General features: G+C 71.1%; 7 protein-coding genes. 5 read left to right on the forward strand and 2 right to left on the reverse strand.

The annotated features are described in order from the left end of the window. Positions 1–69 precede the first annotated feature (69 nt). Positions 70–912 (forward strand): calcium-binding protein, encoded by an 843-nt coding sequence (locus tag OHT52_RS01730; protein ID WP_328718302.1) that lies wholly within the window; start codon positions 70–72, stop codon positions 910–912. A 262-nt stretch (positions 913–1,174) separates the two neighbouring features. Here OHT52_RS01730 and yicI read toward each other — a convergent pair whose 3' ends face one another. Beyond that, positions 1,175–3,463, reverse strand: coding sequence for an alpha-xylosidase (gene yicI / locus OHT52_RS01735; RefSeq protein WP_328718303.1), 2,289 nt, complete (start codon positions 3,461–3,463; stop codon positions 1,175–1,177). A gap of 61 nt (positions 3,464–3,524) precedes the next feature. Next, positions 3,525–6,407: a glycoside hydrolase family 3 C-terminal domain-containing protein gene (locus tag OHT52_RS01740; protein ID WP_328718304.1), complete on the reverse strand. Its 2,883-nt coding sequence runs from the start codon at positions 6,405–6,407 to the stop codon at positions 3,525–3,527. A gap of 504 nt (positions 6,408–6,911) precedes the next feature. Between OHT52_RS01740 and OHT52_RS01745 the strand changes: the two genes are divergently transcribed. The 4 genes from OHT52_RS01745 (at position 6,912) to OHT52_RS01760 (ending at position 13,302) form a co-directional block, all read left to right on the forward strand. Further along, positions 6,912–8,621, forward strand: coding sequence for an extracellular solute-binding protein (locus OHT52_RS01745; RefSeq protein WP_328718305.1), 1,710 nt, complete (start codon positions 6,912–6,914; stop codon positions 8,619–8,621). Positions 8,622–8,724: 103 nt separating this feature from the next. After that, entirely contained in the window at positions 8,725–9,921 is a 1,197-nt protein-coding gene (locus OHT52_RS01750; RefSeq protein ID WP_328718306.1) for an ABC transporter permease, read from the forward strand. Beyond that, positions 9,918–10,898 carry a carbohydrate ABC transporter permease gene (locus tag OHT52_RS01755; protein WP_328718307.1) on the forward strand — a complete coding sequence of 327 codons (981 nt, stop codon included), beginning with the start codon at positions 9,918–9,920 and terminating at the stop codon, positions 10,896–10,898. Before OHT52_RS01750 ends, OHT52_RS01755 begins: the two co-directional genes overlap by 4 nt. A gap of 127 nt (positions 10,899–11,025) precedes the next feature. Further along, positions 11,026–13,302: a WD40/YVTN/BNR-like repeat-containing protein gene (locus tag OHT52_RS01760; protein ID WP_328718308.1), complete on the forward strand. Its 2,277-nt coding sequence runs from the start codon at positions 11,026–11,028 to the stop codon at positions 13,300–13,302. Positions 13,303–13,313 lie beyond the last annotated feature (11 nt).

The raw sequence follows: 13,313 nt of genomic DNA on the forward strand, positions 1-13,313 counted from the left end.
CTCCCCCGGCACGGGGACTGTCCAACTGCATGAACGACTCAACCGACCCCTGATGATGGGTGTTTCGTCATGCGCGTGAACAAGAGAGCCGCCACCGTCCTGGCCCTCGCCCTGGGAGCCGCCGTGCTCACCGCCCCGGCGGCGAGTGCGGACCCGGCCCCCTCGGCAGCCTCCCTCGTCCACCAGGACGGCGAACTCTGGTACGAGGCCGCTCCCGGGCAGCGCAACGCGCTGACGGTGTCGTCGGAGATCGTGGACCGGGCAGAGTTCGATTCGTACCACGTGATCACCTTCCAGGACCGATTCGACATCTCGATCGACACCGAGGCCGCCACGTGGGACGAGTGTGTCCATCCCTCCGAGGCGGACCACACGGTCGTGCGGTGCGCGGTCGAAGTCCCGCTGGGAAGCGACGACTCGGACATCTACGACGTGGACCTCGGTGACGGCGCCGACACCGCGACGATCGACGCGGACAGCCGTGCGTACGCGTCGATCCACGGTGGAGCGGGGGCCGACACTCTGACCTCGGGCCCGCGCGCCGTCCTGTTCGGCGAGGGGGGCGACGACCACCTGAACGGCGGCGGGGGCATATTCGGCATCGGTTCCTGGGGCGGCGCCGGTGACGACACTCTCAGCGGCTGTTCCTACGAGTGCTTCGGGAGTGCCGGCGACGACATCCTCACCGGCACCTCCAAGGAGAACGTCCTGCACGGCGGTGCGGGCAACGACGTCATCCGTGGCAAAGGCGGCGACGACGAGATGTTCGGCGACGCCGGCGACGACACGCTCTACGGACAGGCGGGCGACGACACCCTCCGGGGCAACCGGGGCGACGACATCCTCCGGGGCGGTGCGGGCACGGACACCCTCGTCGGCGGCCCCGGCACCGACGCGGTCCACCAGCACTGAGCCGGCCGAATCCTGAGGCGGCGGGCGCGGAGGCGGCCGTCCCCGCGCGCCCGGCCTCGGGCTTCCGCCCAGCGGGCCGCCGGACGGTCTGTGGACAGGGGCCGAAGCTCGGGGAGCGCCGAGCCGGACAGCGAACGCGAACGCTGGTCGTGAGCCGGGGACCGGGGCGGGGGCCGGGAGGAGCGGCGTGGGCCGGCGCTCGGCCGGGGCCGGCCCACCCGCACAGGGCGTGCCGGCGCTCGGCCGGGCCGGCCCACCCACGTCAGCCGGTGTGCGGCACCGTGACCGTGGCTTCCCCCTCCGCCGTCGCGCCCGTCGCCTCGACCGTGACGCGGAAGGGCCGGCCGCTGCCCTCCGCCGTGGCCCGTACGCCGTCCTCGTCGCGGGTGACGTGGAAGGTCGCGGCGGGTTCGCCGGTCAGGCCGGGGACGGTGACCAAAGTAGTGGTCGTCCCGGACTGCGCGGCGGGACCGAAGGCCCGCAGGGTGAGGTCGGCGAGCCAGTCGCCGTCCGGGCGCTGGTCGTCGCTGCCCCAGGGGAGCACCGCGCCGGGGCGGACGTACAGCGGGAGGCTGTCGAAGCCGTGCGTTTCCTGGCGCCAGACCGGGCCGGTGACCGTCTCGCCGGTGAGCAGGTGGGTCCAGGTGCCCTCGGGGACGTAGTACTCCACCTCGCCCTCGGCCGAGAAGACCGGGGCGACGAGCAAGTCCGGGCCGAGCATGTACTGCCGGTCCAGGGTGCGGGTCGCCGGGTCGTCCGGGAACTCCATCAGCATCGGGCGCATCACCGGGACGCCGGTGCGGTGGGCCTCGGCGGCGGCCCCGTAGAGGTAGGGCATCAGCCGGTGCTTGAGGAGGGTGAACTGCCGTGTCACCTCGACGGCTTCCTCGCCGAACTCCCACGGCACACGGTAGGAGACGTTGCCGTGCAGGCGGCTGTGCGAGGAGAGGAGGCCGAAGGCGAGCCAGCGCTTGAAGACGGCCGGGTCGGGGGTGCCTTCGAAGCCGCCGATGTCGTGGCTCCAGAATCCGAAGCCGGAGAGGCTCAACGACAGTCCACCGCGCAGGGATTCGGCCATCGCGTTGAAGGAGGCGAAGCAGTCGCCGCCCCAGTGGACGGGGAACTGCTGGCCGCCGGCGGTCGCCGAGCGGGCGAAGAGCACCGCCTCGCCACTGCCGCGCTCCTTCTCCAGGAGTTCGAAGACCGCGCGGTTGTAGATCTGCGCGTAGTAGTTGTGCATTCGCTCGGGGTCGGAGCCGTCGTGCCAGACGACCTCGGTGGGGATGCGCTCGCCGAAGTCGGTCTTGAAGCAGTCGACCCCCTGGTCGAGGAGGACCTTCAGCTTGCTCTGGAACCAGGCGGTGGCGGCCGGGTTGGTGAAGTCGACCAGGGCCATGCCCGGTTGCCAGAGGTCCCACTGCCAGATGTCGCCGTTGGGCCTGCGGACGAGGTAGCCCCTCTCCGCCCCTTCGGCGAAGAGCGCCGACTTCTGGGCGATGTAGGGGTTGATCCACATGCTGATGCGCAGCCCGCGCTCCTTGAGGCGGGCCAGCATCCCCTCGGGGTCGGGGAAGACGTCCGGGTCCCAGAGGAAGTCGGACCACTGGTACTCGCGCATCCAGAAGCAGTCGAAGTGGAAGACGGAGAGCGGGATGTCGCGTTCGGCCATGCCCTCCACGAAGGAGGTCACCGTCTCCTCGTCGTAGGAGGTGCAGAAGGAGGTGGTGAGCCACAGCCCGAAGGACCAGGCCGGGGGGAGCGCCGGGCGGCCGGTGAGGCCGGTGTAGCGGGCCAGGACGTCCTTGGGCGTCGGGCCGGCGACGACGTAGTACTCCAGTGTCTGGTCCTCGACGCTGAACTGCACCTGGCCCACGGATTCGGAGCCGATCTCGAAGGAGACCTTGCCGGGGTGGTTGACGAAGACGCCGTAGCCGCGCGAGGAGAGGTAGAACGGGATGTTCTTGTACGCCAGTTCGCTGCTGGTGCCGCCGTCCGCCTGCCAGACGTCGACGACCTGACCGTTCTTCACGAAGGGGGTGAAGCGCTCGCCGAGACCGTAGATGTTCTCCCCCACCGCCAGGGCGAGTTGGGCGATCATGTGGTGGGCGCCGTCGGGGGTGGTGGCGAAGGCGGTGCCTTTGCGGTCCGCGCCGGTGAGCCGGCGGCCGTCCGCGTCGAGGAAGGCGAGGCCCCAGGGCCCTTCCTTGTCGATCCTCAAGGTCAGTGGACCGCTGGTGAGTTCGGAGACCGAACCCTCCCGCGTGGTGCGCACCGAGGCGTGCGGCGTCGGGTCCACCGACAGCTCGAAGTCCGGGCCGTGGTTGACCTTGCCGGCGTGGTGGGTGGCGCGGACGCCGATGATCCCCTCGGCGGGCGTGAAGCATTCGACCGTGATCAGCGGGGTGTTGAGTGTGTCGCCGCGCCCGGTGACCCGCATGACCGCCGCGTGGGCGGTGATCCGGTCGGTGTCCACCCGCAGATCGCGGATCTCGGTGGCGTAGGAGGCACTGACCCCCTCCCGCATGAGCCAGAATCCGTCGGTGAACTTCATGAGGACTCTCTTCCGGGGGCGGTGGTGAGCGGAGGCTGCGCTGCTGCGGCGGGGTACCGGGTCACTCGGACGCTCCCGAGGGGGCGAAGGTGAGGCGGGCGAGGCGCAGGGACCCGCGCAGGGTGACCCGGAGTTCCGCCACCCCGTCCGCGCCGAAGGCCGCGGTCACCGACCGGTAGTCGTACGGGCCGCCGGTGGCGGGGACGTCGACGGCGGCTGCGGCGCCGTCCGTCTCGATCTCGACCGTGCCCTCGCCCGCGGCGTGGACGGTGACACTGCGCACGCCCGGCCCGAAGTCGCACCCCTCGAAGACCAGTCGGCCGCCGTCCGCTTCGGCTCCGGTGGTGGTGACCGCGTCGCCGTCGGTCTTCGCGCGGTCGACGATCTCGGTGCCGTGCTGCTCGTCGTAGTCGGCCGCCTCGATGCCCGCGGCGAGGACGGGGCGGGGCCCGGAGGGCTCTCCGCCGAGCTCCACCGAGGTGGTGAGCCGGATGTCCGCGCTGGACGCCCCGGCCAGCAGCTCGTACCCGCCGGGCTCCACGGTCCAGCGGCCGTGCGCCACGTCCCAGTGACCCAGTTCGGAGACGGACACCAGGAATTCGACGCGCTCCGAGCCGCCGGGGGCGAGGTGCAGCCTGCGGTGGCCGACCAGTTTGCGCAGCGGCAGCCGGGCGGCGTCGGGTCCGGTGCGGCGGACGTAGAGCTGGGCGACCTCGTCGGAGGCGGCCCCGCCGCCGTGGGTGACGGTCAGGCCGACGCGGAGCAGGTCGTCCTCGCGGGCGACGGTGAGGTCCTCGTACGCGAAGGAGGCGTAGGAGAGGCCGTGGCCGAACGGGTAGAGCGGGGCGCCGTCGAAGTACAGGTACGTCTGGCGGGATCCGACGACGTCGTAGTCGAACAGGTCCGGCAGGTCGGCGTCGGACGCGTACCAGGTCTGCGGGAGCCGGCCGGCCGGGGAGACGTCTCCGGCGAGGAGGCGGGCGAGCGCGGTGCCGGCGGCCTGGCCGCCGTGGGCGGTCCACACCAGGGCGGGGAGCGTGGCGTCGGCCTCCGGTACGGCGTACGGGTAGGCGGAGGTCAGGACCAGCACGGTGCGCGGGTTGGCGGCGTGCGCTGCGCGCCAGAGGTCCTCCTGCTGGGCGGGGAGGGCGAGGGTGGTGCGGTCCTCGGTCTCGCGGCCGTTGATGTGGGGGTCGTTGCCGGCGACGACGATGACGGTGTCGGCCTGGGCCGCGACCCGTGCGACCTCGTCCGCGCCGCGCTCGACGGTCTCGACGGCGAGGACGGTGGCGCGGTCCGCCGGAATCTTTTCGCCGTTCTCGGCAACCTTTGCGCCGTCGGCGGCGACAGACACGTACCCACCCGTACCGATGTGCAGAAGGCGGTGTCCTCCGTCGTGTCCCTCGACCGCTTCCAGGCGGAACGTCTCCTGGACGATCCAGCCGCCCGGCTCCTCGGCGGAGGCGCGCACGAAGCCGTCCTCGGCGACGGAGAGGTAGAGCCCCTCGCCGGTGCGCAGGGTGAGGACGCCGTCGCCCCAGTCGACCAGGGCGAGGGCGGTGCCCTCGGGGGCGGCGACGAGCGGCGGGAGGTCGGTGCGGCCGGTGAGGAGCGCCGGGTCGAGCGCGCCTTCCTCGCCGCGCGCGCCGCCGGTCCCCGCCCCGGCGGCCGGGACGAGGAGCTGGCCTTCGTCACAGGTCAGCAGGACCCGGTCGACGCCCTCGGCGTACAGCACGTCGTCCGCGCCGTAGCGGGCGCGCACTCCGTCGAGCGGGGTCGAGCGGTGCAGCAGAGTACCGCTGTACCAGTCGAGCTTGCAGGCGTCGGCGAGCAGGCCGACGACCGCGATCTTGTGTCCAGCGCGCGGCGCGAGCGGCAGCAGGCCGTCGTTCTTGAGCAGCACCCCGGCCTGTTCGGCTGCCTCCAGGGCGAGTTCGCGGTGGGCGGGGGTGTCGAAGGCGTCGGTGTCCGCGTAGGGGTCGAGCTCCGGGTCGAACTCGCCGAGCGCGAAGCGCAGATGGAGCAGCCTGCGCACCGCCCGGTCGATGTCCTCGGGGTCGAGGAGTCCCTTGGCGAGCGCGTCGCGGATGCGGCCGGTCATCACGGAGGAGTCCGTGCCGTGGTCGGTGAAGCTGTCGACGCCCGCCTTGAGGGAGGCGGCGGTGGCCTCTTCGTGGGTGTCGTAGTAGTGCTCGGAGTCGACCAGGTTGGAGGGTGCGCCGGCGTCGGAGCAGACGACGAGCGGCTGGTCGGTCCACTGCCTCAACTGCTGGGCGAGCAGCGGGGAGACGTGGTTGGGGCGGCCGTTGACGAGGTTGTAGGCAGGCATCACCCCGGCGACCGCTCCGGCGCGGACCGCGTCGCGGAAGGCGCGCAGGTCGTACTCGTGCAGGACACGGGGGCGCACGGAGGAGGAGGCGGTGTCGCGGTCGGTCTCGTTGTTGTGGGCGAGCCAGTGCTTGAGGACCGGGGCGGTGCGCCAGTAGCGGGGGTGCTCGCCGCGCAGGCCGCGGGTGTAGGCGACGGCGATGGCGGAGGTGAGCGCGGGGTCTTCGGAGTAGCCCTCCTCGCCGCGCCCCCACAGGGGGTGGCGCAGGAGATTCACTGTCGGGGCCCAGACGTTGAGGCCGACCCGGTCGTCGCTCCGGCGCTTGGCCCGCACCTCGTCGCCCACGGCTTCACCGACCCGGCGCACCAGGTCGTCGTTCCAGGTGGCGCCGAGACCGACGGCCTGGGGGAACACGGTCGCCCCGCCCATCCAGGCGACACCGTGCAGCGCCTCCTGGCCGGTACGGAAGGCCGCCAGCCCCAGTCGCTCCACCGGCGGGGCGAACTGGTGCAGCATCGCGATCCGTTCGTCGGCCGTGAGCCTCTGGAGCAGGTCGTCGACGCGGGCCTCGAAGGGCAACTGCGGGTCGCGGAAGGGAAGCGGAAGGTCCGTCACGTGCGGGTCCCCTTGGAAAGGTGGGAGGTCTGGCGGAGCCATGGGCTGCCACGGGTCCTTCGGAACATCAGCTGGTGATCTTTCGAAGCGCTTCGATGCTCCGCGTACGACCGGCCAAGTGTCAAGAGCACGGCGGGTCTACTCGGCCTGCCCAGCTCACAGGAGCCGCCCAGGAACGCGGGAAACGTTACGGAAACAGCTCCGAGGAATGTGCGGGCGAACTCTTGTGCGGCTGGCCCCCTTCACTTAACCTCGCTGCAACATCGAAGCGCTTCGACAGCACTTCGAGGGTGCTCAGCCGGTGTCTCCGGAAAGTGCCTCGGACGGCTTGGTCCTCCGTGGTCCACTCCCGGTCTCGCCGCCGGTGGTGACTTCAAGCCGTCACCGCCCGGTCGTACCGCCCGATCCGGGCGGTTCCGTCCAGTTACGCCCACCTCAGACTCAGGAACCGAACGGCGGTCGCCCGCCGTGTGTCGTCCTGGTGCGCCATGAAGGGTTGACGCAATGACGCCGAATTCCTCCCCCGCCACGAACCGGTCCGAGAGCGGTGCTCCGGGCCTCCGCGCCGTAACGCCGAACCGCCGGAGCTTCCTGGCTTCGAGCGCCTTCGCTGCGGTGGCCGTGGCGGGCGGCGTACCGCTGCTGGCCGCGTGCGGCGGTTCCGGCTCCGATTCGGGGAGCCGGGAGGGCACGACGAGCGGCAAGGCGCTCAGCAAGGTCGTGCCGAGCTACGTGCCCTCCAACCTGGTGCAGCCCGACGTGGCCAGCGTCAACGGATCGAGCCCCGGGTTCGCCAAGCTGCCCGACCCGCTGGCGAAGTCGGTCAAGTCCGTTCCTGGCAAGGGATCTTCCTTCCGGGTGATGACCCCGCTGTGGGGCACCGTCCCGAAGAAGGACAACCCTTACTACACCGCGGTCAACAAGGCGGTCGGCGCGACGCTGAACTTCGACCCGCAGGACGGCAACACGTACCAGGACAAGATCGGTGCCGTACTCGCCGGCGACGACATCCCGGACGCGGTGACCATCCCGGGCTGGAACATGCAGGGCCAGATCCGCAACGCCATCACCGCGAAGTTCGCCGACCTCAGCCCCTACCTGGCCGGCGACGGGGTGAAGAAGTACCCGAACCTCGCCAACATCCCCACCGGCGCCTGGCAGTACTCGGTCTTCGGCGGCAAGCTGCGCGGGCTGCCCATGCCGTCGCCGGTCATCGGCAACGCGATCTTCTACCGCAAGGACATCGTCGGTTCCGGCGCGGTCCCGGCCAGCGCCGACGACCTGCTCGCCTTCGGCAAGGAGTACACCGCCCCGAAGAGCAAGGTCTGGGCCTTCGACGACCTGTGGACCTGCATCCAGAAGCTCTACGGCGTGCTGCCGGACGCCCCGCACTACTGGCAGCTCCAGGACGGCAAGCTCGTCCACAAGATCGAGACCAAGGAGTACCGCGAGGCCCTGGCCTTCGCCCGCAAGCTCCACGACCTCGGCTACGTCCACCCGGACGCCGAGGCCAACAAGGACGCGGACTCCAAGATCCGCTTCACCAGCGGCCACATCGTCATGTACAACGACGGCACCGGCGGCTGGAAGGGCATGGTGACCGAACAGAAGGCCGCCAACCCGAAGTTCGACATGCAGGCGCTCGACTTCTTCTCGGCCGACGGCGGCAAGCCCGTCCTCTGGCAGGACGACCCGGCCGGCATCTACACCTTCCTCAGCAAGAAGCTCCCCAAGGCGAAGATCGAGGAGTTCCTCGCCATCGCCGACTTCGCGGCAGCCCCCTACGGCACCGAGGAGTTCATGCTCACCAACTACGGCGTCCAGGGGACCCACTACAACGTGAAGGACGGCGTCCCGACCTTCACCGACCAGGGCATCCAGGAGGCACAGCCCTCCACCTTCCTCTTCCTCGCCTCCCCGCCGCACACCATCGCCTTCCCCGACGAGCCGAAGCTGGTCCAGGACTACGCGGGGTGGATGGCCCGCCAGGCGCCGAACATCAAGAAGCCGCTCTTCTTCGGCATGCAGATCGTCGAGCCCCAGCGCTACGCCTCCCTGTACACGCCCTTCGACGACCTGCAGAAGGACATCCGGCGCGGTCGCAAGAAGGTCAGCGACCTGGAGGCGGCGGTCTCCACGTGGAAGCAGAGCGGTGGCGACGAGCTCCGCACCTGGTACCAGGACATCCTCGACAAGAACGGCTCCGGCAGCTGACCGCACGCGGCAGACGGCAGGACCCACGCACAGACGAAAGTGGCCGCCGGGCGCGATGACGCCCGGCGGCCGGGGCGGAGCAGCACGACATGGGGAGCTCACGGTGAAGCCACGGGCCACGGAGGCGGCCGGCACGGGCCGCACGCCGGACGGGACCGACGTCCCGTCCGGCGAGGACGGTCTGACCACCGCGCGGGACGGCGGAACAGCGGATGCCGGATCGTCGGACGTGACGTCCGACGGCGGAACGTCGGACGACGGAGTCAAGGACGGTACGGACAGGCCACGCGCCGCCGGCGGAGGTACGGTTGCCCGCGCGCGCGGCGGCCGCTTCGGCAAGACGGCCAAGGGCGGCGGCAGTCCGGCCTCCGGCCTGCTGCCCGGCGGCATCACCTGGCGGCACCGGCTGCGGCGGGACCGCACGCTGATCCTGATGACGCTCCCCGCCATCGCGCTGCTGCTGATCTTCAACTACATACCGCTGCTCGGGAACATCGTCGCGTTCCAGAACTACGACGTCTACGACCTGGGCATCACCGGCAGCCCCTTCGTCGGCTTCGACAACTTCACCCGGATCTTCGACGACTACCGCTTCTGGGAAGTCCTGATCAACACGCTGGTCATCTTCCTGACCCAGCTGATCCTCTTCTTCCCGATCCCGATCGCCATCGCGCTGCTGCTGAACAGCGTGATGAGCTCCCGGGTGCGTGCGTGGGTGCAGGCGATCGTGTACCTGCCGCACTTCTTCTCCTGGGTGCTCGTCGTCACCGTCTTCCAGCAGATGTTCGGCGGAGCCGGCCTCGTCGCGCAGTGGCTGCGCGAACACGGCCACGAAGGCTTCGACCTGATGACCAACCCCGGGTTCTTCAAGTTCCTGGTCACCGCTCAGGCGGTCTGGAAGGACGCGGGCTGGGGCGTCATCGTCTTCCTCGCCGCGCTCGCGGCCGTCAACACCGACCTCTACGAGGCCGCCGCGGTGGACGGCGCGGGACGCTGGCGCCGCATGTGGCACGTCACTCTGCCCGCGCTGCGCCCGGTGATCGCCCTGCTGCTGGTCCTGCGGGTCGGCAGCGCGCTCAACCTGGACTTCGAGCAGATCCTGCTCCAGCGCGACCAGGTGGGCGCCGGCGCGTCCGAGATCCTCGACACCTACATCTGGTGGACGGGCATCAAAACCGGTGACTTCGGCTACGCCGCCGCGGCCGGGATCTTCAAGGGACTGTTCAGCGTCGCCATGGTGCTGGGCGCGAACAAGGTCGCCCACATGCTGGGCGAGCAGGGGGTGTACTCCAAGAAATGACGACTCTCCTGGACCTCGAAAAGACTCCGGGCGGGTGGCCCGTGGACACCGCGCCGGCCCGCACCCCGCTCCAGCGCCTCCTCGGCACCGAATCGCGCCCCGCCTGGGAGGACGAGCCGACGAAGGCCGGTCTCGCCTTCAAGGGTTTCGGCCTCGTCGCGATCTGCGCGGTGATCCTCATCCCCATCTGGGTGGTGGTCGTCACCAGTCTCTCCGACACCAAGGCCATCAACGACGCGGGCGGGCTGGTCGTCTGGCCGAAGAGCATCACCTTCGTCGCGTACAAGGAACTGCTGAGCGGCGGCGCCGTCACCCGGGCGGCGATGGTCAGCATCGGACTGACCGTCGTCGGCACGGTGTTCAGCATGGTGATCTCGATCCTGTGCGCCTACGGCCTCAGCCGACGCGACTCGATCGCCCACCGGCCGCTGCTGATGACGCTCATGGCGACGATGTTCTTCGGCGCGGGACTCATCCCCACGTATCTGCTGGTGACCGGGATCGGTCTGAGCAACAGCTACTGGTCGATGATCCTGCCGAGCGCGATCTCCGTCTTCAACATCCTGGTGCTCCGCGGCTTCTTCATGGACACCGCCCCCGAACTCATCGACGCGGCACGGATCGACGGCGCCGGTGAGTGGCGCATCCTGCTCCAGATCGTCATGCCGCTCTCCCGCGCGGTGGTCGCGGTCATCTCGCTGTTCTACGCGGTGGGTTACTGGAGCCAGTGGTTCAACGCCATGCTCTACATCCAGGACAGCGACAAGTACCCGCTCCAGATGATCCTCCGTCAACTCGTGCTCCAGCACCAGGTGCCGCCGGGCGCGATGGGAGCGGCGGTGAGCAGCGGGCAGATCAACAGCCTCGCGGTCCAGATGGCCGTCATGGTCCTCGCGCTGATCCCGGTGGCGGTGCTGTCGCCGTTCGTCCAGAAGCACTTCCAGAAGGGGATGCTCACCGGGGCCGTGAAGGGCTGAGCCCACCGCGTTCCCCCTGCCCCACGTGCCGCGCGCCGGGACCTCCCGCGCGCGGCACGGAGCGTCCCCCGCACGGCCCCGATCCCCCGCCTCACCCCGCCCCTCCCCGCTCCGGAAGGACTCCGCCATGCCCGCGTTCCGTTCCGACCGCGCTCCCTCTCCCGCCGTGCCGGCTCCGCCCGGCCGCCGTTCGGTCCTGGCCGGGGCCGCGGCGGTCGCCGCCGCCGCGTGCGTCCTGCCCGCCGCCGGTACGGCCTCGGCGGCGGAACGGCCCTCCGGCCGGCCGAGGACCGAGGCGTACCGCTGGCGTACCGCCGCCATCGGCGGCACCGGGTTCGTCACCGGTCTGCTGTTCCACCCGTCGGCGCGCGGACTGGCCTACGCCCGCACCGACATCGGCGGCGCCTACCGGTGGGACGCGGCGAAGGCCCACTGGACGGCCCTCACCGACTTCACGGGCTGGGACGACTGGAACCTCCTCGGCGTCGAGGCGATGGCCGTGGACCCTGCCCACCCGGACCGGGTGTACCTCGCGCTCGGCACGTACGCCCAGTCCTGGGCGTCCCCGGGGGCGGTGCTGCGCTCCGAGGACCGGGGCGCGACCTGGAGCCGTACGGACCTCACGGTGCGGCTCGGCGCCAACGAGGACGGGCGGGGCACCGGTGAACGGCTGCTGGTCGACCCGCGCGACAGCGGGACCCTCTGGCTCGGCACCCGCCACGACGGTCTGCTGCGCTCCACGGACCGGGGCGCCACCTGGGCCCCGGACACCTCCTTCCCGGCCGTGCCGTCCGCGTCCGGCCAGGGGGTCACCCTGCTGGTGGCGGCCGGGCGGACGGTGTACGCGGGCTGGGGCGACGGCGCCGCCTCGCTGTACCGCTCGACCCCGTCCGGCGGGTGGGAGCCCGTCCCCGGCGCGCCGGTGGCCGACGGGGCGACCCGGGTGCCCGTCCGCGCGGCGTACGACGCCGGCTCCCGTGCCCTGTACGTGAGCTGGGCGAACGGTCCGGGGCCGAACAACCAGAGCGACGGAGCGGTGCACCGTCTGGACACGGTGACGGGCGCCTGGTCGGACGTGACACCGGTCGTCCCCGGCGGGGCGGACGCGTTCGGCTACGGCGGGATCGCGGTGGACGCCCGGCGTCCCGGCACGGTCGTCGTCTCCACCAACAACCGCTGGGCGCAGGTCGACACGCTCTTCCGCTCCACCGACCACGGACGCACCTGGATCTCCCTCAAGGACACGGCGGTGCTGGACGTGTCGGAGACGCCCTATCTGCGCTGGGGCGGGGAGGCCAAGTTCGGCTGGTGGATCCAGGCCGTCGCGGTCGACCCGTTCGACTCGCGCCACATCGTCTACGGGACCGGCGCCACGGTCTTCGGCACCCGGGACCTGGTGCACTGGGCGCCGGAGATCCGGGGCCTGGAGGAGTCGTCGGTACGGCACCTGGTCGCACCGCCCACCGCCCGGGGCGCCCGGCTGCTCAGCGGGCTGGGAGACATCGGGGTGATGTACCACGAGTCGCTGACCGCCTCCCCCTCGCGCGGGATGGCGTCCACGCCGGTGTTCGGCACCGCGACCGGCCTGGCCCTCGCCGCCGGCCTCCCCTCGTACGTCGTACGGACCGGCTGGCCCTCGGGGTCGAATGCCGCCGGGGCGTACTCGCGCGACGGAGGCGCCAGTTGGCAGCCGTTCGCGTCCCAGCCGGAGATCGCGGCCTCCGCGCCCGGGCCGATCGCGGTGAGCGCGGACGGGAAGACCCTGCTCTGGACGTTCATCCACTGGGACGGCACGAAGTACCCGGCGCACCGGTCCACGGACGGCGGCGCGAGCTGGAGCGAGGTGTCGACGTTCCCGAAGGGCGCGACCCCCGTCGCCGACCCGGTGGACCCCGACCGCTTCTACGCGTACGACACGGACACCGGTACCGTCCACCGCTCCACGGACGGCGGCGCCTCCTTCACCGTCGGCGCCACCGGACTGCCCTGGGGAGACGCGCAGTTCAAGATGGCCGCCGCACCGGGCCGGACGGGCGACCTCTGGCTGTCGGCGAAGACCGGGGGGCTGCACCGTTCGACGGACGGCGCAGGCACGTTCACGGCCGTGGCCGGCGTCCAGGAGTCGCACGCCCTGGGCTTCGGAAAGGCCGCCCCTTCCTCGCAGAAGGGCCGATCCCGGCGCCCGGGCTTCCCCGCGCTCTTCCAGACGGGTCGGGTCTCCGCGACGCACGACGGGGTGGCGGTGCTGCGCTCCGACGACGCGGGCGCCACCTGGATCCGCATCAACGACGACCAGCACCAGTGGGGGTGGACCGGTGAGGTGATCACCGGCGACCCCCGCGTCCACGGCCGGGTGTATCTGGGCACCAACGGCCGGGGCATCCAGTACGCCGAACCGGAATGAGGATCGAGAAC

The organism is Streptomyces sp. NBC_00247 (genome assembly GCF_036188265.1).
Lineage (GTDB): Bacteria > Actinomycetota > Actinomycetes > Streptomycetales > Streptomycetaceae > Streptomyces.